Genomic DNA, 22,256 nt, shown 5'->3' with positions numbered 1-22,256 from the left:
CGGGCCGGGCGGTGCGGATGGACGGCCGTGCGATCCCTTTCGGGCGGTCGCCCGGCGGCCTTGGCTACGTCTTACGGACAGGGTCGACGTACGACCAAAAGACACTTCAGTCGCCGTATGCGCGCCTTTAAGGCGATAGGCGTTTCAAGAAGCCGTCTCAGCACGCAACCCCTAGATGTAAGTATTGCAGATTGCAATCAAATCTGCTTTGAACGATCGATCATTGAGTTCGGCCAGCGAGGGGTTTGTGACAAACACCCGACCATTGTTGCAGGTCCTGGACCGGATGAATTCAGGTGGCCTCCTGCTCGGGTTTTCTGGAGCTCTGACCGAGATCAACGTGACGGCCGCGGGCATCCTGCGCCAGGATCGGCGCGGCCCGGACGGGGGCCTCGCGGGCGAGCGCGGCCTTGCGGAACTGCTCGGGCAGGCCGGTGTGGCGCTGCCGATCATCCGGGAATCCTGGGCGATCGTCGCCAGCCCCGGCGGCACGCCGCTGGTGCTCCACGCCATCCCGCTGGCGGGGGACGATCCGGACGCCGCGGCGGTGGTGGTGCTGGTCGATCTGCGCCGCAATCCGCGCCCGAGCGTCTCGACGCTCCAGAAGCTCTTCGACCTGACCCCGGCGGAGGCGCGCTTGGCGGTGGAGATCGCCAGCGGCCAGACCTTGTCCGAGATCTCGCAACGGGGCGGCGTCAGCAACGCGACGCTGCGCACTCAGCTCTCGTCCCTGTTCACCAAGACGGAGACGCGGCGGCAGGCGGAACTCGCGGTGCTCCTCACCCGCGTGGCGATGTTCCCGTGAGGCGCCGGAGGGTCGTGCCATGCTGATGCGGCGGGGCGTTCGAAGGCGGGGGTCGTTCGCGGCGCTCCTCGGCCTGCTCTGCGGCCTGAGCCCGCTCGCGCCGCAGGGAGCCTTGGCGATGCCGGAATCCGACCTGTCCGACGGGCGCGTCCGCTGCCGGATCGAACAGAACCGGCAGGGCAGCGTCCTGACCCTCCACGGCGTGGTGACGAGCGTCGTCCCGGCCAGCGGGACCTACCAGATGCGCATCCTCAAGCACGGGCCCGCAGGCAGCTCGCAGATCTCGCAAGGGGGACGCTTCGCGGCCGATCCGCGGGCCCAGGCCACGCTCGGCGACGTCAGCATTTCCCTGGAAGCCTCGTCCAGTTTCGAGGCGCAGTTGGTTCTCGAAGTGGACGGGCAACGGATCGCCTGCGCGGCCGTCCGCAGCTCGACCCTGGATCTATGAGGAGCGTTTCGATGCCGCTCGCCCGCGTGTTGCCCGCATCCCTGCTCGCCTGCGCCGTCGTCACCGCGGCGACCGCCCAGCAGAGCGTCTATATCGGCCAGATCGATCCGCAGGTCGCTCAGGGGGTCAACCCGGGCGTGGCCCGCACGGCGCGCGGCAACGGGCAGGCGGCGGGCGACGGGATCGTGTACAGCGCGAGCGGGTCGCCGGTCCTGCCGTCCCAGCCCTCCTTCCTGCCCGCGAACGGCTCGGGCCTGCAGGGCGCCGTCACCGCGGCGGGGCAGGCCGGGTCGCTCGGCGCGGGCATGACGAACAACATCGCGGTGATCAATCAGGCCGGCTCGGGCAACCTCGGCACCATCGCGCAGACCGGCTTCAACAACGTCGCGACCGCGACGGTGATGGGCAACAACAACGTCACCTCGCAGACCCAGGACGGGTCGTCGAACCGGTCCGCCATCGGCATCGCCGGGAACGCCAACGCGATCACGACCAGCCAGATCGGCATCGGAAACAGCACGGCCGTCGACCTCTCCGGGTCTGGATATAGTGTTAACACCACCCAGGTCGGATCTGGTCTCTCCTACGGATTGACTGTCAACTCGACGACAGCAAGTGATAAAATCATCACGGTCGACCAGCGAAATAGCGCGGCGGCGAACTTTGGGTTTTCTACGGGATTGTCTACAGGCACACGGGGTGCGACAGTATCGGCAACCGGTCGCTGATCGAAGCCTGCATATGGCGGGCATTCGGGACCGTGATTATTCAGGGTGGATGTCGTGTCTCGATCCCTCTTCTGCGTACTCGCCGCTCTCGGACTGACGGTTCCGGCCTGCGCCGGCCAGCTCACCTATCAGCCGGTCAACCCGTCCTTCGGGGGCTCGCCGCTCAACGGTCCCTGGCTCCTGTCCCAGGCGACATCCCAGAACATCTTCACCCGGAAGCGGCAGCTCGCGGATCAGATGATCCAGCGCCTCGAACAACAGCAGCAACAGCAGCAGAACTCCTCCGGTGCGGCGAGCTTCTCCAACATCATCAACTCGCGGCTCCTGGCCGCCGTGGCTGACCGCATCACGAATTCGATCTTCGGGGAGAACGCCCAGCAGAGCGGCGTCTTCGTCGTGCAGGGTACGACGATCAGCTTCCAGCAATTGGGCGCCAACGTTCAGATCACCGTCAACGACGGGACCACCACGTCGACCGTCGTGGTCCCGACCGGCCTCTGAACGCGGCCTGCAAGCCGCTCCCGCAGGGCGCAGCCGCCACGCTCGCGCCCGTTCCATGGCCGCCGAATCCCTGCGGTGTCGGAATGACGACGATCGCCTCACGCCTTCTCGCCACCGCGCTCTGCGGTCTGGGCCTCGCCGGGTGCACCGTCGTGCCGGGCCTGCGCGATCCGTTCACGGAGGCGCCGCAGATCACGCCCGTCTCCCCGACCGGGCTCGGCCTGGAGACGCTGCCGCCACCCGAGCGGGCCGTCGACGTGGCGATCTACGCGTTTCCCGATCTGACAGGCCAGAACAAACCCAGCGACAACTTCGCCGAGTTCTCGCGCGCGGTCACGCAGGGCGGCTCCGCCTTCGCCACCGACGCCCTGCGCCGGGCGGGCGGCGGCCGGTGGTTCAACGTCATCGAGCGCGGCGGCTTGCAATCGCTCCTGCAGGAACGACAGCTCATCCGGGCGACCCGGCAGGAATTCGAGGGTGCCAACGCCAAGCCCCTGCCGCCCCTGCGTTTTGCCGGCCTGCTCGTCGAGGGCGGCATCGTCGCCTACGACAGCAACAACGTCACCGGTGGCATCGGTGCGCGCTACCTCGGCATCGGCCTCGACACGAAGTATCGCCGCGACATCGTCACGGTGGCGATGCGCCTCGTCTCGGTGCAGAGCGGTCAAGTGCTGCTGAGCGTGACCACGACCAAGACGATCTTCTCCGTCTCCATCCAGGGAGGGCTCTACAGGTTCGTGGCCCTTGACCGGATCGTCGAGAGCGAGGCCGGTCTCACGCGGAACGAGCCGACGCAGTTCGCGGTCCGCGAGGCTATCGAGCTCGCCGTATACTCGCTCATCATCGAGGGCGCCGAGCGCAAGCTGTGGAAGTTCAAGAGCCCAACGGCTTCCGAGCAACTCATCTCACGCTATCGGAAGCCGCCGGTTCTCAATTCCATGGCCGGCCTCCCCGAACCGGTCGAAACGGCGACGATCGTATCGGGCGACCCGCCGTCGGAGCAGCGTGAGCGGCGAGAGAGTCCGGCGCCGGACGGCAGCGCTCCTGCCGCCGGCTCATCCGGGCGGGAACGCTTGGCAGCGTCGAGCCGACATCACTAGGGCGCGCGCCGCCGAAGGGGATGCCGGTTCGGCGAAAGAGAGCGCGTCGAAACAAGGACTTCGCGCTGTGGACGATCGCAACGCGGTCGGGAACAGCTCCAGCGTTTGAGACCAAGATATGGAGGCCTGCTTCCCAAGAAGCATCGTGCCGCGCCGGGTTCCGAGGAGCGCTGCGGTTTTCGTGAGCGTGCAGCACGGTTTGAGCAGGTGTCCAACCGGGCTCGGCACACGTGCGCCTTCGGGTTTCTGTTCTCGCGTGCCGGTAGACTCCGCCTGAAAGACGATCCGGCGGCGGCCGTGTGGAGCGGGGCGCCGCCTTCTCGACGAGGCTCGTTGTATGTCGATCACTTTTCCGAGGCTTGCTCTGGGTGCCTTGGCCTGCCTCGCCGTGTCCGGCTGTGTGACGTCGCGGCCCGGGCAAACCGTAAACGTCGTCCACGATCTGTCCGACGTAGCCGGATGCAAGTTCATCGGGCCGGTCGCGCCGCCCCGAACGTCGCTCGGCGATCGGGCCTATGCGGGCTACGAGCGTTACGAGGCCGAGGTGCTGCGTCAGGTCGCGGCACGGGGTGCAACGCATCTCTTCATCAGCAACCCCTCGGGCGCTTGGGGCGGTGTGCAGGCACTCGGGGGAGCCTACCTCTGCGTTCCCTATTGAACGCGATGGCGCGGCCTTCGACAGCCGTCGGCACGGGCATCGTGCGCGCATCGCGTCATCGCGATCGGAGCGGATCCCCGGACGCCCGGCTGCCGTCGAAGACCTGATCCGGTCGCAGGGACGGTGCTGGCCCCCGGGGACAGCCCGGCCGCGTCAAGGACGCAGGCAGGGAGCACCGGTCGGATGTCGCGCCCGGGCGTCACCCGCACGGTCTGTGCCCGAGGCGCGGCCTCCCCGTCCCCACCTCCAGGACTGTGAGGGACGAACGTCGATCCCGCTCTCCCGATCATCCTGGTGCCCTGCCGCAAGCCTCGGATAGGGCTCGTGCTCGACGGCGCTCCCGGACCGTTTGCAGCGCTCGACGCCAGACGTTCGCGACGATCGCCGTGCGGTCCGCGCGCGTGAGATCGGCTGGTGCGGCCTGCTGAGCGTGCCCCTCGTTTCGCTTGCCTTGAGTCATTGTTTGCCTCCTCTCGACCTGGCACGAGAGGAACACGGCAGGTGGCGCGCCGCAGTGAGTTGGCGCACGCGGTTCCGGCGCGGTGCCTGCCACCGCAGAAGGACGCGTGCGCGCCGACACACGGGCCGTGTGGCGAGCGGCGGCGAAGCATCGAAGGTCTGCTGAGATCGGCTGCCGGTGACCCGCGCGCGCGGCCCCGCATGGCGCGGGCAACCGGGATGAGGTCTGGCGCACGGTACAGGGGCGCGATCGACTATCGAGCGACCGGCTTGAGAAGCTGACGAAGTACGCCGCGGACATGCTCTCTGAGCTTGTCTTTGTTGTCCACGTTCTGATTCGCGCCGACGAAATCTGACAACTTGCGGCAGGCAGACATGATGGGTGCCCCGGCAAATGGACGCCCCGCTTTTCGCCACAGTGATGTGGTGGGGCGTAGGGCATACCTATAAAGGAGTGTTGCGCCGATGTCTCGATATTATTGCAACGCGGACTGCTTATGCGCCTTTGGGACTTGTTAATTTTTGTTCCATTATGTAGCTCAGCGCGATCTGTCGCACTGCGTAGGTAATCCCTGGCCCGCCCGAGGGCCGTCGCTCAGGAGCCGTGTGTGTCGCAGCGCTTCTACTTCGACTTAGAAGACGGCCAAGAGACCATCCGGGATGGGGAGGGCGTTGAGGCCGACGGGCCGGAGGACGCGCTGGAAGCGGCTCAGGAGATCATCGCGGAGATGGCTGGCGAGGTGGCCTCCGCGGATCCGAGGGGGCGCTGGACGCTGGTCGTGCGCGACGCGGTGGGGGAGATCGTCGGGCGTCTTCCGGTGGTGTAGCCCGTGCAGGCGGGCTATGGGGCGCCGGTTGCCACGGCCGCTCGGTGACCGGTCTCTGGCCGCCGGAAAGGGCCTCCACATCGGCCTGCGCACGGTCGAGCGGGCAGAGGCAGATCGACTGTGGCGAGCCGCGGATCGCGATCGCCGGCGTGCCGACCCGGGTCAGGCGCTCGTAGGGACGCTCGGCCACGCGCGGTGGCCGCACGTGCGCGCCCGGTCACACGAGCGGCAGGCGGACTGATTCGCCGGCCTGGAGAACGCCTTCCAGGCCTTCGGCGGCCTGCCGCGCGAGGTGCTGCTCGATAAGGCCGGCGCCTCGGGCCGGCGCCTTGAGCCCGCGCCTTGGGCCTGCCCCCCGTACCAAGTGCGCACCGCGGGCAAGAACGAGCGTGGCATCGGCGTCAGACAGAACGCCGTGGCTGACCGCCGCTTCGCCAGCTTGACGGCGCTGGAAGCCCCTCGACGCTAACGCCGGACGTGGGCGACCGGCGCGTGCGCGGGACGATGGGCCAGGTGCCGGGCAAGCGGTTCGCTCATGACGCGGCGGTGCAGCCTCTGTCCCAGGCGGGCGTCGTTGAACGTGCCGCCGGCGCGTTCGTCCGCCCACCAACGCTGCGAGGCAGGATTCGTGGCGCACCTCGTCCCCCAGGGATCAGACGCGCAGCGGCGAATCACGCAAGGGGGCCGTGGCGCAAAGCCGCTGAGTCAGCTTCAATGTGGGTCATGGGACGGCGGCGAGCGCTTACACACGATCGACCGTCTGTCGGTCGCGCAGGCGTGGCCAACCGATGATGCGTCAGGAGGCGAGATCTGGCAGCGGATTGCGGTGCGACCGGTCCGGTGCCCAGTCGGCCAATGCCCGGACGACGGGTTTGCAGGATATCCGCAGGCTCCGGATCGCTTCGATCGTCCGGTCGAGCATCTCGGGCGTGCAGCCGTACGGGCTCGGGTTTGTGCGTACATCATGGGTATAGAAGATCAGCCATCCCCCACCCATCGCCAGGTTCGAGAGCGATCTCGATACCGTTGAGTCGTCGAATGATTGCACGGTCAGCGGCACAGCCCTGAGCAGGCACCGGTCCGACGCGCCCCTGTTGATGCCGCAATGCACGCCGCGGCCCACCAAGAAATTCCTGCCGACGATGCGCTTGACGCCGACCGAGGCGTAGCCGAACGGATAGGCGAACGTTTCAAGCTTTTCGATGCCGGCACGATCTCTCAATGCGTGCCGGTTTGTCTCTATCGCGCGCGATGCGGCCTCCGACGACAGACCCGTCATGATGGGATGATCGAGGGTGTGACAGCCGATCTCGTGTCCACGCCTTGCCAGTTCCGCGATGCACCTGTGATCGGCATGCGTCCAATAGGTATTCCGGGTGCCTGCCAAGCCCGATGAGATGTAGAAGGTTCCTCGATAGCCGTGCTCTTCGAGCAACGCGGCGCCGATCGTGGCCGCGCATTCGGGAATGTCGTCGAACGTGAAACTCACCATCGTCGCGTTCGAAGGGATCTGGATCGTGGCCTCCCGGTAGTGGCGAGCCAGCAGGTTGGAGAACTTCCCTGGGAGAGAGATGCTGTCTCTCGCATCCCGGTCCGTTGCGACGGCGTTCGCGCGCGTCATCGCGTCCGCCCGGCCGCACGGTTGCCGCGGGCCGAGGGACGCATCACGAGCGCCCTCACCAGCCATCGCCGCCGAGATGGCGTGCGGAGGAGCTGCGGGTGCGGCGCTATCGAGAGACGGGGCATCATCCAGGGCTCAATCATCGTGGGACGGATCGATGATTGTCTAACTGTACCTGACGAAGAACCGGCCGAGCGGCGAACTCGATCGTTGCATCGTGGCGAGATCCACCTTGTTCAGGACCGTGCCGACCAGCTTGGTCCTCAGTTCGGTGAACGAACGGATCGCCGCGCGCAGGTGATCGAGGTGGACTGCGCGCCACTCGACCACGAGAATCACCCCGTCGAGATGCTTGAGAGCGCACCGTACGTCACCGACCGCGTCCAGCGGCGCGAGATCGCAGATTATGTAGTCGAACGACAGCTTGAGGCACTGTATCAGCTCGCCGGCATCCGTCCCCAGCAGGTCGATCTCGCAGTACGAGACGTCGTTCCGGCGTCCGCCGACCTCGATGATCTGCCGATCGAGCGCGTCCTGAATGATATGGGTTGAGGTCGAGGACAGCGCAGGGACGCCGGTTCCGGGTGCGGCTGCATCCTCGGCCTTCAGCGCGGCCGGCGAAGGCTCGTCCCGGCTCCTGCACCTGATCACCAGGACACGGTGGCCCCAATCCGCGATCAGCATCGCGAGGTTGTGGGCCACCGTGGTCTTGCCTTCTCCCAGGGAGGCAGACGTGACGCCGATGCAGGGGGCCTTCCGCCCGTGCAGAGCCGTATCGATGGCCGCCTTGGCATGGCCCATCGCACGACCGACGGGCGAGCGCGACTGGGCCACCGCTTCGGTGAAGACGATCTGGTTGGGAACGACCGCCTTGATGAGACTGACACGGGACGCCCGCTTGTCCCGCCGCCGCAGCCGCGGGATCACCCCGAGACACTCAACGCCCGTCGCATCGATCACCTGTTCCGGGATGCTGACGGTCCGGTCGACCAGTCGCGCGATCAGCGCGTATGTCACCCCGAGGGCGGCGCCGATACCTGCACTGAGGGCGATGATCAGGATGCCGCGCAGATCGCTCTTCTCGGTGGGTGCGATCGCGTAGGCGATGATCCGCGTCTTGGGCCCGACGTCCCGCAACCGTTCCCGGAGCCAGATGCTGGCGGATTGGGCCGACTCGACCCGGCCGACCACTTGGTCATCGACGTAAGCCCGGGCGATCTCGTTCGCGACGACGGCGGCCTCCTCGGCGTTGCGCGTGGTGTAGCGCACCGCCACGATATTGCTCATCCCGACGCGTTCGACGGTCGTGCTGCGCTGCAGCTCCTTCAGAGCTCGAAACCTGCGGCCATCCTTCTCGGATGCGGTGCCGCGCGGGGCGGTGGCCTGGTCAGCGTCGGAGGACGAGGCGCTTCCATCGGCCATAAGGTCGGCCGTGTAGGCGGAGATCCCATCCCATACACGCTGCCCCCACGGGTCCAGGAAGCGCAGAAGGGTGGACACGGGGGTCGTGTTCGCGTCCTCGTCGCCGGCCTTGTTGGCCAGGTTCAGGCGATCGACGACGACGAGTGCGATCTTGTCCGACCGCATGATCTGCATCTGCGTCTCGAGGAAAGACGGGTCGGGGACGGACTCGGCGAAGAGGGCGTCGTCCCTGCTGAAGGTGAGGCGCAGATTGGTGAGCAACAATTGTGTCTGCGCCGTGTAGTGCGCGCCTCGCAGGAGAACGAAGGCGGCGCCGGTCGCGGAAAAGATGAGGATGAGAACGACGATGGTGCGCAGCTTCTGCCGGATGGCACCCAGCATCCAGAGCCAGTCGATCGCATCCTCGCCCGACCCGCGGCCGAGCGAACGCGCGTCGTAGCTATTCGCCGGTCTCGTCGCATCGACCATGACGCCTGAATCCTCTCGATGACGCGCACCCGATCGCACCTGCACCAGGATCGCGAGAGCCGTTCCCGATCGCGTTGCAATCGTGCTCGACTCCAAGTCCTTGTTCTGACGCGCTCTGTTTCGCCGAACCGGCATCCCCTTCGGCGCAGAGCGCTCTATCGATCTTGAGATAGCTTGCTTCGGATCTGGGACAGACGAAGGTTTCTGCCGTCGTTGATGCCCGTATCGTCACGGAGCAGTTGGACCTTCAGGATATCGCCCGGCTTCATCGGCGTGGTTTCTTCGGCATCGAACTCGCGGGGCTGCGAATTCTCGGTGCGAACGATCGTGTAGGAGATCCGCATCGCTGCATCGCTCGATGATCGAGCCGCTTCGCCGGCATAGGCCGAGTGCGCCTGGATGATCCGCTCGGCGCTCAAGATGCGCTTGTCCATCTCGTGAATCGTCGTCTGGACCTCCAAGAGGTCCCGGATGATCACGACGGTCCTCTCATCGGCCAGGGACGACATCGTTCGCTCGGCAGCGTTGATCTGCTGTTTCGCCCGCAGGACCTGCGTGTCCATCTCCTTCTGCTCCCGCTCGATCTGAGCGACCGTGCGTTCCAGAGGCATCAATCTGTTGGTGGGTGCCAGGCCCCGACCGATGTAGTCCCTCGTGTCGGTGACCTCGCGCTGCACGGCCAGCCGCTGTTTTTCAGCGGCGTCGTACTGGGCTTTGAGCGAGACGATTTCCTCCTTGAGGAGCGTGACCGACTGCTGAAGGGCGCGCACCTCGTTCTGCTGGCGGTCGCGCTGCGCGTTGAGCATCGACCGCTCGCCCTCGCTGATCGCGCCACCCGCCGGTTCCGAGGTCTTCGGGTTGGTCGCCGGCTTCGTCTGTTGCGCGAGCTCGGCCTGCAAGCGCGCCTGCCGAGCCAGCAGATCGCTCCGCCGCGCGCGCAGGGCTTGCGCCTCGCCTTCCGCCCGCAGGCGATCCTGGGAGGCGGTCCACGTGGACGTTTCCGGCCGGCGATACAATCCTCCGGCGATGCTCATCGCGTTCAGGACCAGCATGCCCGGGCGATAGCTGTACTCCCCCGCCCGCTCGACACCGCCGATGATGTAGAAAGGCCTGTATTGCACGACGCCGATCGCCGTGCTGGGTGGTTCGGTCAAGCCCGCTTTGTCCTTAAGCCGGCTCGACACCAGATTTGCGAGTTGCGTGGTCTGGAGGCCCGCGGCCGTTATATCCCCGATGAGCGGCAGGGAGACGCTGCCTTCCGAGCTGATCGTGAACTCGCCCGTCAGTGCGGGCCACTCGTAGACGTGGATCTTTACCCTATCCTGAGGCCCGAGACTGTACTGGCTCTCCGTCGCCGCAGCTCTACCGGTGCATGCGAGGCTGAGCGCACCGAGCAGGAGAAGGCCGGTGGGCAGCGGTAGACCGAACAAGAGCCGCGAGGCTTGCTGCGTCATGGTGAGGTCTTCCCCATCGTGGGCCGTCTCGCTGCCGCGATACCGTCCACGCCACGATAGCCACCGCCGACTCGCCTCGATCTTCGGCCTTTCGACCCCTCCACTCATCCGAAGATGGGTGGTTCTGGGCAGGACCTACCGATTTTGAGGTAGCGGATCGCCCTCGTTTCGACCGGACGGGCTGCGTGGCCGTCGTGATCGGTTCCCGCACAGTGGCCCGGCCGGCCGACCGGCTGCCCCGGAACCGGATGCGGGCCGCGCCGAACGGGCGAGCCGCCCGACGGTCAGGCCCGTCGCCGGGCGCCGACGATCCGGGTTCGGGCTGGCCGTCGATCGACAGGGCTCACCGAGCCGCGTGCCGAGCGGGCAGGGGGCTCAGGCTCGGCGCGGCCCGGAGGCCGCTTCCGCCTCCGCGAGCAGGCGCTTCAATCGATTCGCGAGATCGCGCACGTTCGGCTCCAGGACCATGTTGTCGTGATCCCCGGAGACGCTGAGCATCGTGAGGTCGAGCGCGTACGGTTCCCATCCGTTGTCGTCCAGGATGAGGGAGCGGTTCGCGTCGAGACGCCGACCGCCCGAGAGCCGGTGCACGACCTGGACCTCGGGCTTGAACAGCACGACGCGGCCGGCGTAGGCCTCGAGCGTCAACCGGTTGAGGGCGCGGCGGAAGGCCGCCTCGATCTCGTCGTTGTGGAACCGTTCGACCGTCGTGGGCTTCCGCGCGGCCAGTCGGTCACGCACCCGACCGACCTGCCAGAGGATGCGCCGCTTCGTCCAGGCCGGCAGGAACCCCAAGCCCTGCACCTGCAGATCCTGCGCCTTCATCGCGAGACGATCACCCAGCGACAGGCTGACGTGCTGCGGGACCGGCGTGTCGAGGAGCACCACGAGCGGGACGTCCTCACCTTCGGCGCGCAGGCGCTGGGCCATCGCGTAGGCCGCGAGACCGCCGCCGGAGAAGCCGCCGAGGAGATAGGGTCCGTTGGGTTGTACGCTTCGGATCTCGGCGCAGTAGTCGCGCGCCATCTCCTCGAAGGTCTCGTGCGGCGCATGCTCGCCGAACAGGCCCCGCGCCTGCAGTCCGTAGACCGGCCGCTCCGCGCCCAGGTGGAGGGCGAGGTGGCGCAGGTTGAGCAGGTTGCCGAACATGCCCGCGCAGAGGAAGAAGGGCGTGCGCGCCGCGCCTCCGCCCACCTGCATCGGCACCACGTGCAGCCGGGCCTCGGCGGGTTGCGCCGGCGGGCGGTCCTGACCGTCTCCGGCCGGGCTCTCGTCCCCGCGGTCGCCCAGGAGGGCGGCGCACGCGGCGATCGTCGGGGCCTCGAACAGGACCGAGATCGGCAGATCGGTCGCGTAGCGCTCCTTGATCTTGCGCACGAGGCGCACGGCGATGAGCGAGTGCCCGCCCAGGTCGAAGAAGTCGTCGTCGATCCCGACGCGCGCGACGCCGAGCAGGTCGCTCCAGTAGGCCGCCAGCGTGCGCTCCATCTCCGTCCGCGGGGCGACGAAGGCGCCGCGATCCTCGCCCGGCGCGCCCCCGTCCTCGCGGCGCTCGCGGGACGGCGGGGCGGCGGCGCGCTGCCGCAGGGCGTCCAGGTCCATGGAGCTGACGACGACCTGCCGCAGACCGGTGCCGATCGCCCGGAACAGGGCCTCGACCCCCTCGTCCGGTCGGATGCCCCGGTCGACCAGGGCGGCGAGGCGCGCGTCGGGGGCCGGCGGCGCGGCTGGGAGGGGCTGGACCGAGGCGTCGATCCCGTCCCGGCCCTCGCCGTAGGCCGGACCCGCCCCGTCGAGCCGCTTCACCGTCAGGCCTTCGACCCGCATCACCGGGACGCCCTCGGCATCCGTGATGTCGACGTCGAAGCTCGCCAGGCCCGCCTCCTGGCCTGCCGGGCTCAGCCGGATCCGGCTCGCGACGACGGCCGGCATCGGGCCGTCGACGCGGATCCGGCCGTAAGCGGCCGGGACCCAGAGCGCGGCATCGGGGTCGTAGCCGGGAACGAGCGCCATCGCGAAGCCGGTGGCGATGTCGGTGAGCGCGGGATGCAGGATGTAGCCCGCGCCGAGATCGGCCCGATACGCGGGGTCGAGGGCGAGGCTCGCGCGCGCCTCGCCGTCCGTGATCGCCGCGGCGCGCAGCACGCGCCAGCGCGGACCGAAGCGGAGCTGCGCCTCCTGCGCCGAGGGCAACGCCGGCCCGTCCCAGGGCAGCGCGGCGAGCGATCCGGCGGCGGCGAGCGGCCCGTTGCGCAGCCTGATCCGTCCCCGCGCGTGGCAGCGCGTCCCCTGTCGGCCGCCCTCGGTCACGACGCTGTGCACCTCGAAGCGGTAGGCCTCCCGCCCGGGGATCAGGTATGCCCGCACCCGGCAGGTCTCGCCGTCGGGCACGCGCAGGGGCCGCAGGAACACGAGATCCTCGATCTCGAACGGGCCCGTGAGACCGTGCTCCCGGAGAACCTGCGCGGCGATCTCGATGTAGCCCGTCCCGGGCCAGATCGCCGCGCCGGACCGGGTCCGATGCTCGTCGAGGACCCACAGGTCGGCCGCGCGCCAGCGGCCTTCGAGGCCGTGACCGCCCGCGCCGTCCTCGACCCAGGCCGTGAAGAGGGGGCCGCGCGGGGCCTCGCCCACCGGTGCCGGCCGATGACGGCCCGTGGCCCGGGCCGCGAGGCCGATCTGATTCCAGATTCCCCAGTGGATCGCCACCGTCCGGCAATCGGCCCATCCGGTCTCGGCCTCGGCGACGGCGTTCAGGTAGGCGTTGGCCGCCACGTAGTCGGCTTGGCCCGCCGGAGCGATGTCCGTGCTCGTCGAGGAGAACAGGACGAACACGTCGAGCGGATCGTCGCGCAGGAGCGCGCGCAGGTTGATGGTGCCCTGGACCTTCGGCGCGAGCACGGCCTCGATGTCCTCGGGGGATTTCGCCGCGATCAGGCCGTCGCGCACGAGGCCAGCCGTGTGGATGACCCCGTTGATCGCCCCGAACGCGGCGCGGGCTTCGGCGACGACGGCGCCCAGCTCGTCCGGATTGCTGATGTCCGCGCAGCCGTAGAACACGTCGGCACCGAGACGTTCGAGGCGCCGGACGGTCTCGATCGACTGGCCGATCCGTTCGGCCGCTCCCCGCGCGCCCAGATAGCCGTCCCAGACCCGCCGCTCGGGCAGGGGCGTCCGACCGATCAGGATCAGGCGGGCGCGATAGCGTCGCGCGAGCGCTTCGCACACGACGCCGGCCAAGTCGCCGAACCCGCCCGTCACGAGGTAGACGCCGCGCTCGCGGAAGCGGGCCTCCCCCGCCTCCGCCGCATCGAGCGTCAGGGGCGCGTAGCTCTGCGACCAGCGCCGATTGCGGTGATAGGCGACGGTCTCGGTCCCGGGCTCGGCGAGGAGATCGTCCCAGAGACGGTCGAGGTCGCCGATCCGGTCACCTCCGGCGGCGTTCGAGACCCTGCGCCGCGCCCGTCCGAACACCGTCGCCGCGTCCTGGCCGGGCGTTGCGGGGGCCAGGTCGATGGTGCGGACCGTGACGCCCTCGAACTCTCTCGGGATGACCAGGGCGGCGCCGAGGACGGTGGCCTTGCCGGGGTCGGTCAGAGCCCGGTCGGCGACGCGCTGCATGCCGCTCGTCACGACCGTGACGTGCATCGCTGTCGGCTCGCAGAGCGCCCGAACGAGCCAGAGCAGGCTGCAGAGGCCGCGCTCCAGCGTCTCATGGAAGGCGCTCGAACCGGGCCGGACGCGCCCCGCCGCCGGCAGGAGCCAGAGGTGCAGGACGCGGTCCGGAACGCGCCCGTCCGCGGATAAGGCCCGGACGAGGGCTTCGTACTGGGGCAGCCCCAGTTCCGCGCAGAGGACGTAGCGGTCCGCGTCCCGGCGGTGGAACTGATCGCCCGGCAGAACCTCCGTGACGCGATGGCCCGCCGCGCGCAGTCGCGCGACGAGCTCGGCGTCGATCCCGTCCCCGTTCCGGAAGACGAGCCAGTCGTGGACCGCGCCCGCCCCGTCGGCCTCCAGGGGAGCCGCGGACTGGCGCCAGATCGGCCGGTACCCCCAGGCGGCGATGTCGGCGCGCTTCTCGGGGGCGGCGTCGGCCCGGAGCGCGGCCGGCGCCAAGGCTTCGAGGAAGTGGCGCTCGCGCGCGAAGGCGTAGGTCGGCAGCGCGACGCGCCTGCCATCGCGGTCGGACCAGAGATGGTCCGGGTCGACGGGCAGGCCGGTCGCCCAGGCGCGGCCGAACGCGGTCAGGAACGCCGTCCGCGCGTCGATCGCCTGCTCAGGATGGGGCAGGGTGTTGATGACGGCGTTCGACGGAATCGTCCCCTGCGCCTTGGCGAGCGAGGACAGCGTGCGGCCGGGGCCGACCTCGATGTAGACCCGCCTCGGGTCCGCCGCCAGCGTCGCCAGGCCGTCGGCGAAGCGGACCGGCGCACGCAGGTGGTTCACCCAGTACAGGGGATCGCGGGCCTGCGCGTCCGTGAGGAGCGCCCCCGTCACGTTCGAGACGATCGGGATCGCCGGGGCGCGCAGGTCCACGGTCCGGAGATAGGCTTCGAAGCGCGGCAGGATCGGGTCGAGCATCCGGGAATGGGCGGCGACGTCGATGGCGATGGGGGCCGTCTCGATCCCGTCGGCGGCGAGGCGCGCGCCGAACGCCGCGACCTCTTCCGCCGGCCCCGACACCGTGCACAGGTCCGGGGCGTTGACCGACGCGAGGTCGAGCCCGGCCGGGAGGCGGTCCCGCAGGGCCCGCGCATCCAGGCCGACGCTCAGCATGCGCCCGCCCGACACCGCCTCGAACAGCTCGCCGCGCAGGCGCACGAGGCCGACGGCCTCCCGGAACGTCAGGACGCCCGCGACGCAGGCGGCCGCGTTCTCACCCATCGAATGACCCAGCAGGATTGCGGGCGCGAGGCCGTGGGCGGACCAGTGCCGCGCCAGCGCGACCTCCAGGATGAGGATGGCGGGCAACTGGCACGACGGGCGGCTCAGCGCGTGGCCGCCCTCGCACCGCGACGGCTCGTCGAGCCACGCGGCGCGGATCTCCGCCGCCGCCGACCGCGGCAGGTAGCCCAGGCCCTCGTCCACCCAGGCCCGGAAGGTCGGCTCCGCCCCGTAGAGCGCGCGGGCCATGCCGGGATGCTGCGAGCCGCCGCCGGGGAACAGGTACACGGCCGAGGCATCCGGGATCACGGTGTGATCGAAGACCGCCCCGTCGCCCCTCTCGAGGAGCGCGCGGGCCTCGGCGCCGTCGGAGGCCGCCAGGACGCGGCGGCGCTCGAAATGGCGTCGCCCGGTGAGCAGCGTGTAGCCGATGTCGGGCAACGCGAGGTCCGGACGGCGCGCGATCGCGCCGGCCAGGGCGCGCGCCGCGCCGTCCAGGGCCCCCGGGCTCTTGGCGCTGAGCAGGAGGAGTTCCGGGGACGATCCGGCCGCCGGGCGACGGCTCGGAACCGGGACGGGCGCCTCCTCCAGGATGGCGTGCGCGTTGGTCCCGCCGACCCCGAGGGCGTTCACGGCCGCGCGGCGCGGCTCCGCGCCGCGCGGCCATGGCACGAGCCGGTCGGCGACGACGAACGGGCTGTGGTCGAGATCGAGCGCCGGGTTCGGCGCCTCGTAGCCGAGGCTCGGCGGGATCTGCCGGTTCTGCAGGGCGAGGGCCACCTTGATGAGGCCGACCACGCCGGCGGCGGTGTCGAGATGGCCGACATTCGTCTTGACCGATCCGATCCGGCAGAAGCCGACGCGCTCGGTGCCGCGCCGGAACGCCTGCGTGAGCGCCGCGACCTCGATGGGGTCTCCGAGCCGGGTTCCGGTGCCGTGGCATTCCACGTACTGGATCGAGTCGGCAGGCACGCCCGCGAGGCCCTGGGCCTCGACGATCGCCCGCGCCTGCCCGTCGACGCTGGGAGCGAGATAGCCCGACTTGCCCGCGCCGTCGTTGTTGATCGCCGTCGCCTTGATCACGCACTGCACGGGGTCGCCGTCACGTAGGGCGTCGGCGAGCCTGCGCAGCACCACCACGCCGACGCCGCTGCCGAACACCGTGCCGGCCGCGCGGTGATCGAAGGCGCGGCAGACGCCGTCGGGGGACAGGATCTCGCCCTCCTGATGCAGGTAGCCGCGGCGATGGGGCAGCTCGATGCTCACGCCGCCCGCCAGCGCCATGTCGCACTCGCTGGTCAGCAGGCTCTGGCAGGCCGCGTGGACCGCCACCAGGGAGGTCGAGCACGCGGTCTGCACGGCGACGCTCGGCCCCCTCAGGTCGAACAGGAACGAGGCGCGGGTGGCCAGGAAATCTTTGTCGTTCCCGGTATGCCGCAGCAGGAACATCCCCGTCCGCTCGACGAGGTCGCGATGGCTGCACACGTTGTCGTAGAGGTAGTTCCCCATCCCGCACCCTGCGAACACGCCGACCGGGCCCGGTTCACGCTCCGGAGGCCTAGCGGCGCTCTCCAAAGCCTCCCAGGCGCATTCCAGGAACTGGCGATGCTGGGGATCCATGATGGCCGCTTCCTTCGGGCTCATCCCGAAGAAGCCCGCGTCGAACATCTCCATGTCGGGCAGGTCGGCCGCGCGAGGCACGTAGTTGGGCAGGCCGTAGCGGGCCGGTGATTCGCCCGCCGCGTCGAGCTCCGCCGTCGAGAGGGTGCGGATCGAGGTCACGCCGTCGCGCAGGTTGTCCCAGAACGCGGTCGTGTCGCGGGCCCCGGGGATCCGCAGCGCCATGCCGATGACAGCGATGTCCGTGGCGGGGACGGTCTCAGACGAAGCGTGCGCGAGGTCGGCCATGCGGCGCTCCAACGTGAGCGTTGCCTCCCACGGCCTCGACACCGACGTCGCGGCCAGGAGGTAGCTCGACTGTTCGAACCCATCTGATAGCGCCGGACGCGTCGGCCCGTGCCTCACCAAAAGGGGCGATCCGGATCCGGGGGCTCATCCACAAGAGGTAGCGTCCCTCGATTGGACGAGTGGCGGCGCGCACGGAGGAAGACCCCACTCGCATCGACGCGTCGTCCGGCCGCGGGCCCGATGGCCCGCGGGGTGGCGCGGGACGAGGATGCCGATGTCGAGCGCGGATACACGCTGCGTGCTCATGGGAGACGGCACGCTGCTGATGCAGTGCGCGGAGGTCGTGCTGCGGCGCGGTCACTCCGTCTGCGCGGTCGTGAGCGACGACGCCGCGATCGCCGCGTGGGCGGTCGGCCTCGGCCTGCGCCTCCACGCCGCCGGCAGCGATCTCGCCGCCGATCTGGCCGACTTGGACTACGACTGGTTCTTCAGCGTCGCGAACCTGCGCATCGTGCCGCGCGCCGTCTGGGGCAGGGCCGCGCGGGGAGCGGCGAACTTCCACGACGGGCCGCTGCCGCGCTACGCCGGGCTGAACGTCCCGGCCTGGGCGATCCTCAACGGCGAGACGGCGCACGGGATCACGTGGCACGCCCTGACCGACACGGTCGACGGGGGTGCGATCTACGTCGAGCGCGCGTTCGAGCTCGATCCGGACGAGACGGCCTTCAGCCTGAACGCGCGCTGCATGGCGGAAGGCCTCGACGGGTTCCGGGAGATGATCGAGAGGATCGAGGCTGGCCCCGTCCCGGGGCGGAATCAGGATCCCGACGCCCTGCGGTCATTCGGCCGCCATCGCCGCCCGGCCGATGCCGGCCTCCTGCGCTTCGACCGCCCCGCCTTCGAGCTGGACTGTCTCGTCCGCGCACTCGATTTCGGCCCCGGCTACGCCAATCCCCTGCTCTTGCCGAAGATATGGATCGACGGGTGCGCCTACGGCGTCGGCACCCTGACCCGGCTGGGGGAGGCGACCGTGTCGGAGCCGGGCACGGTGCTGCAGGTCGACGCGGCCGGCCTCACCGTCGCCGCCCGCGACTTGGCCGTGCGCATCGAGGGATTGACCGGGACGGACGGCGCGACCGTCTCGCCCGTCGGGCTCGTTCGCCCCGGTTCCGTCCTGCCGCGGCCGGCAGCGGTCGACCTGCATCGCCTCGACCAACGCGTCGCGGAGACGGTCCGCCACGAGGCGTGGGCGTTGGACCGTCTCGCCCGGCTGTCACCGCTGCAACTGCCCGAGCTCCGCATGTCGGCTCCGCAGGGTCGCGACCTGCGCAGCCTCTCGATCGCCCTCCCGCAGCCGCTCGCCGGCGACCGGGCGATCGGCGCGCTCGCCGCCTACGCGGTCCGGACCTGCGCGGCCGGTCCCGGGGACGTCGCCTATTCCGACGCGACCGTCGGCGCCGCCGGCCGGGCCTACCCGGGTCTGTTCGCGGCCGCACTGCCGCTGCGGCTGCCCGCCGCGGAGGCGACGGTGTCGGACCTCGAACGGGCGGTGGCCGCCGACCTCGCCGACCTGCGGGCCCGCGGCACGCATATGAGCGATCTGCCGCGGCGATTCCCCGGGATCGCCGCGCCCGCCTACCCGCTCGGGTTCGCGCTGGCGGCCGAGCCGTCGGCGGATCACGCGATCCCGGGCTGCGCCGTCACGCTCGTCGCGGCGTCCGAAGGGGGGAGCCTCTGCCTGGTCTACGATCCCGACCGGCTGTCGCCGACGGACGCGGAGGCCATGGGCGAACGGATCGCCGTCCTGGCGCGGGCGTTCGTCGAGGGCGGCGACGCGCCTGTGGCCGACCTGCCGCTGATGACGCCGGAGACCCGGGCGTGGATGCTCGAGGCGTTCAACGATACGGAGCGGGCCTTCGACGCCGCGGCCTGCGTCCACACGCTGATCGAGCGGCAGGTCGACCGCACGCCGGACGCGATCGCCCTCGTGTGCGGAGACGGCCGGCTCAGCTATCGCGAACTCGATGCCCGTGCCAACCGGGCCGCGCATGTCCTGCGCGGACTCGGCGTGGGACCGGACCAGCCGGTGGGCCTCTACATCGACCGGGGCCTCGACCTCGTGATCGGGGCGCTCGCGATCCAGAAGGCCGGCGGGGCCTACGTTCCCCTCGATCCGCACTACCCCGCGGAGCGCCTGGCCTTCATGGTCGCCGACAGCGGCCTGTCGCTCGTCCTGACTCAGGACGCGCTGGCCGAGACCGTCCCCGGCGACCCGCGGCACGTCGTCCGCATCGAGCGGGCGCTGGCCTCCGATGCGCCCTGCGAGCGCCCGTCGAGCGGAGTCCGCGCGGCGGATGCGGCCTACGTCATCTACACCTCGGGCTCGACCGGCCGGCCCAAGGGCGTCGTCGTCGAGCATCGCAACGTCGCCAACTTCTTCACCGGAATGGACGAGCGGGTCGCGCGGGACGGCGGGGTCGAGCCCGTGTGGCTGGCGGTGACGAGCCTGTCCTTCGACATCGCGGTCCTCGAACTGTTCTGGACGCTGTCCCGCGGGATCACGGTCGTGGTGTCCGGTCCTCCGGCGCCGCACCGGCGATCGTCGGCCGGACCGATGGCGTTCAGCCTGTTCCACTGGGGACAGGCGGCGCGCACGGACGATCAGGCCTACCGGCTGCTGCTGGAGAGCGCCCGCTTCGCCGACGCGAACGGCTTCGCGGCCGTGTGGACGCCCGAGCGCCACTTCAACGACTTCGGCGGGGCATACCCGAACCCGGCGGTGACGGGCGCCGCCGTCGCCGCGGTGACCAGCCGGGTGGCGATCCGGGCCGGCAGTTGCGTCCTGCCGCTGCATCATCCGGCCCGGGTCGCCGAGGAGTGGGCGGTGGTGGACAACCTGAGCGGCGGCCGCGTCGGCGTGGCCTTCGCATCGGGCTGGATGCCGGAGGACTTCCTGCTCCGGCCGGAGAACGCCCCGCCCCACAACAAGGACGCGCTCCTGCGCGACGTGGAGACGGTGCGGCGCCTGTGGCGCGGCGAGGCCGTGGCGTTCCCAGCCCCGGGCGGGCGCACGCTCGACGTGTGCACGCAGCCGCGTCCGATCCAGCGGGAGCTGCCGGTCTGGATCACGACGGCGGGCAACCCGGAGACCTTCCGGGAGGCGGCGCGTCTCGGCGCGAACGTCCTGACGCACCTCCTCGGGCAGTCGATCGCGGATCTGGCCGCCAAGATCGCCGCCTATCGGGCCGCGCTGGTCGAGACCGGCCGCGACCCCGCGGCGCACACCGTGACGGTGATGCTCCACACCCTGCTGGGCCGGAACCGCGACGCGGTGCGCGCCCAGGCACGCGAACCGATGCGGGACTACCTGCGCAGCGCCGCCGGTCTGATCAAGCAGTACGCCTGGGACTTTCCCGCCTTCAAGCGACCCGCCGGCGCCACGCAACCGGCGGCCATCGACCTCCGGGCCGTCGGCGCGGAGGAGATGGACGCGATCCTCGATTTCGCCTTCGACCGGTATTTCGAGGACAGCGGCCTCTTCGGGACCGTGGACGACGCGCTGACCCGCGTCGACGCCCTGAAGGCGATCGGGGTGGACGAGATCGCGTGCCTGATCGATTTCGGCCTGCCGACGGACGCGGTCCTCGACGGCCTGAAGTCGCTCGCCGCCGCCGCGGCCCGCTGCGCGCCGCGCGCGCCGGAGGCGGAGCGGGAGGACGGCATCGGCAGCCTGATCCGTCGCCACGCGGTGACGCACATGCAGTGCACGCCGTCCCTTGCCGCCCTGATGCTGGCCGATCCCGGCGAGCGGGCGGCGCTCGCAGGCCTGGCCCACCTCCACCTCGGCGGAGAGGCGCTGCCCGGCGCCCTGGTCGCCGACCTGCGCGCGGCGGGTGTCGCGGATGTGATCAACATGTACGGCCCCACGGAGACGACGATCTGGTCCTCCACGCAGCCCGCGCTCCCTTCCTCGGAGACCGTGCCGCTCGGGCGACCGATCGCCAACACCCGCTTCTACGCGCTCGACCCGCAGTTGCGCCCCGTTCCGCCGGGCTGTGCGGGGGAGCTCTATATCGGCGGGGCCGGGGTCGCCCGGGGCTACCTGAACCGTCCGGACCTGACGGCAGAGCGGTTCCTCGACGATCCGTTCGCGGGGGGCGGGCGCCTCTACAGGACCGGAGATCTCGTCCGCTTCGACCGGGACGGAACGCTGCGCTTCCTCGGCCGCGTCGACGACCAAGTGAAGCTTCGCGGCCATCGGATCGAACTCGGCGAGATCGAGGCGATGCTGCTCAAGCACCCCGGCGTGCGGAGAGCCGCGGTCCTCATCCACACGGATGCGCGCGGCGACCAGCGCCTCGTCGCCTGCGTGGTCCCGGACGATCCTGCCGCGCCGCCGAGCGACGACGACCTGCGCGCCGAACTCGGCCGGACGCTGCCGGACGTGATGGTGCCGGCTCAGTTCGCGCGCCTCGACAGCCTGCCCCTGACGCCCAACGGCAAGCTCGACCGCAAGGCCCTGACGGTCGCGGCTTCGCCCGCGCACCTGCCGTCCGGCCGGCCGTCGGAGCCCGGCACGCCCCTGGAGACCACGATCGCCGAACTCCTCGGCCGCGTCCTGGGCGTCGAGCGCCTCGGTCCCGACGACAACTTCTTCCAGATGGGCGGCCACTCCCTCCTCGCCGTGCAGGCGCATCAGGATCTGAGATCCCAGGTGTCGGGGACGCTTCGGATCACGGACCTGTTCCGCTTCCCCACGGCCCGCATGCTCGCCCGACACGTGGCGGCCGGAACGACCGCGCCCCCCGCTCTCGTCGGCGTGACCGATCGCGCGGCGGCCCGGCGCGAGACCTTCCGTGCCCGCGGGACCGCCCGGCAGGGGATCCGCGGGACAGCCTAAGCAGGTTTCGCCGAAATGGTCGCCGGCTCGGCGCCGAAAACCTGCGATCCCTTAAGGATCTAAGCGGGTAAAG

General features: G+C 70.1%; 12 protein-coding genes. 8 read left to right on the top strand and 4 right to left on the bottom strand.

Features of this window, described 5'->3' with window-relative positions:
• Positions 1-286: 286 nt before the first annotated feature.
• The 7 genes from Q8W71_RS14095 to Q8W71_RS14065 all read left to right on the top strand — a co-directional run bounded on the left by Q8W71_RS14095 (position 287) and on the right by Q8W71_RS14065 (position 5,526).
• Positions 287-805 (top strand): helix-turn-helix transcriptional regulator, encoded by a 519-nt coding sequence (locus Q8W71_RS14095; protein WP_305526011.1) that lies wholly within the window; start codon positions 287-289, stop codon positions 803-805.
• 19 nt (positions 806-824) lie between these two features.
• A complete protein-coding gene (gene csgH, locus Q8W71_RS14090; protein ID WP_305526010.1) occupies positions 825-1,253 on the top strand; it encodes a curli-like amyloid fiber formation chaperone CsgH in 429 nt (142 codons plus the stop codon).
• An 11-nt stretch (positions 1,254-1,264) separates the two neighbouring features.
• Entirely contained in the window at positions 1,265-1,981 is a 717-nt protein-coding gene (locus Q8W71_RS14085; RefSeq protein ID WP_305526009.1) for a hypothetical protein, read from the top strand.
• A 54-nt stretch (positions 1,982-2,035) separates the two neighbouring features.
• On the top strand, positions 2,036-2,482 hold the full coding sequence (locus Q8W71_RS14080) for a curli assembly protein CsgF (RefSeq protein ID WP_305526008.1): 447 nt from the start codon (positions 2,036-2,038) through the stop codon (positions 2,480-2,482).
• Between the two features lie 83 nt (positions 2,483-2,565).
• Positions 2,566-3,582: a CsgG/HfaB family protein gene (locus Q8W71_RS14075; protein WP_305526007.1), complete on the top strand. Its 1,017-nt coding sequence runs from the start codon at positions 2,566-2,568 to the stop codon at positions 3,580-3,582.
• 337 nt (positions 3,583-3,919) lie between these two features.
• Complete coding sequence (locus Q8W71_RS14070; RefSeq protein WP_305526006.1) at positions 3,920-4,240, top strand: hypothetical protein; 321 nt, start codon at positions 3,920-3,922, stop codon at positions 4,238-4,240.
• A gap of 1,067 nt (positions 4,241-5,307) precedes the next feature.
• The gene (locus Q8W71_RS14065) at positions 5,308-5,526 is read left to right on the top strand and encodes a DUF6894 family protein (RefSeq protein ID WP_305526005.1); all 219 of its coding nucleotides are present in this window, start codon (positions 5,308-5,310) and stop codon (positions 5,524-5,526) included.
• Positions 5,527-6,322: 796 nt separating this feature from the next.
• Here Q8W71_RS14065 and Q8W71_RS14060 read toward each other — a convergent pair.
• The 4 genes from Q8W71_RS14060 to Q8W71_RS14045 all read right to left on the bottom strand — a co-directional run bounded on the left by Q8W71_RS14060 (position 6,323) and on the right by Q8W71_RS14045 (position 17,283).
• Positions 6,323-7,147, bottom strand: a complete 825-nt coding sequence (locus Q8W71_RS14060; protein WP_305526004.1) for a polysaccharide deacetylase family protein — start codon at positions 7,145-7,147, stop codon at positions 6,323-6,325.
• A 165-nt stretch (positions 7,148-7,312) separates the two neighbouring features.
• Positions 7,313-9,037 carry a hypothetical protein gene (locus tag Q8W71_RS14055; protein ID WP_305526003.1) on the bottom strand — a complete coding sequence of 575 codons (1,725 nt, stop codon included), beginning with the start codon at positions 9,035-9,037 and terminating at the stop codon, positions 7,313-7,315.
• 155 nt (positions 9,038-9,192) lie between these two features.
• Complete coding sequence (locus tag Q8W71_RS14050) at positions 9,193-10,491, bottom strand: polysaccharide biosynthesis/export family protein (RefSeq protein ID WP_305526002.1); 1,299 nt, start codon at positions 10,489-10,491, stop codon at positions 9,193-9,195.
• A 375-nt stretch (positions 10,492-10,866) separates the two neighbouring features.
• Complete coding sequence (locus tag Q8W71_RS14045; RefSeq protein ID WP_305526001.1) at positions 10,867-17,283, bottom strand: type I polyketide synthase; 6,417 nt, start codon at positions 17,281-17,283, stop codon at positions 10,867-10,869.
• Positions 17,284-17,587: 304 nt separating this feature from the next.
• On the opposite strand from Q8W71_RS14045, the gene Q8W71_RS14040 reads away from it, so the two are divergent.
• On the top strand, positions 17,588-22,183 hold the full coding sequence (locus Q8W71_RS14040) for a MupA/Atu3671 family FMN-dependent luciferase-like monooxygenase (RefSeq protein WP_305526020.1): 4,596 nt from the start codon (positions 17,588-17,590) through the stop codon (positions 22,181-22,183).
• Positions 22,184-22,256: the final 73 nt, after the last annotated feature.

It is taken from the genome of Methylobacterium amylolyticum (genome assembly GCF_030700245.1).
Classification (GTDB): Bacteria; Pseudomonadota; Alphaproteobacteria; order Rhizobiales; family Beijerinckiaceae; genus Methylobacterium.
This window is presented reverse-complemented; position numbering and strand designations above follow the sequence as displayed.

Excerpts from the sequence above, each read along its gene's own strand:
- Q8W71_RS14095 (WP_305526011.1), top strand. The coding sequence starts at position 287 with ATGAATTCAGGTGGCCTCCTGCTCGGGTTTTCTGGAGCTCTGACCGAG.
- csgH (WP_305526010.1), top strand. The coding sequence starts at position 825 with ATGCTGATGCGGCGGGGCGTTCGAAGGCGGGGGTCGTTCGCGGCGCTC.
- Q8W71_RS14085 (WP_305526009.1), top strand. The coding sequence starts at position 1,265 with ATGCCGCTCGCCCGCGTGTTGCCCGCATCCCTGCTCGCCTGCGCCGTC.
- Q8W71_RS14075 (WP_305526007.1), top strand. The coding sequence starts at position 2,566 with ATGACGACGATCGCCTCACGCCTTCTCGCCACCGCGCTCTGCGGTCTG.
- Q8W71_RS14070 (WP_305526006.1), top strand. The coding sequence starts at position 3,920 with ATGTCGATCACTTTTCCGAGGCTTGCTCTGGGTGCCTTGGCCTGCCTC.
- Q8W71_RS14060 (WP_305526004.1), bottom strand. The coding sequence starts at position 7,147 with ATGACGCGCGCGAACGCCGTCGCAACGGACCGGGATGCGAGAGACAGC.
- Q8W71_RS14055 (WP_305526003.1), bottom strand. The coding sequence starts at position 9,037 with ATGGTCGATGCGACGAGACCGGCGAATAGCTACGACGCGCGTTCGCTC.
- Q8W71_RS14050 (WP_305526002.1), bottom strand. The coding sequence starts at position 10,491 with ATGACGCAGCAAGCCTCGCGGCTCTTGTTCGGTCTACCGCTGCCCACC.
- Q8W71_RS14045 (WP_305526001.1), bottom strand. The coding sequence starts at position 17,283 with ATGGCCGACCTCGCGCACGCTTCGTCTGAGACCGTCCCCGCCACGGAC.
- Q8W71_RS14040 (WP_305526020.1), top strand. The coding sequence starts at position 17,588 with ATGGGAGACGGCACGCTGCTGATGCAGTGCGCGGAGGTCGTGCTGCGG.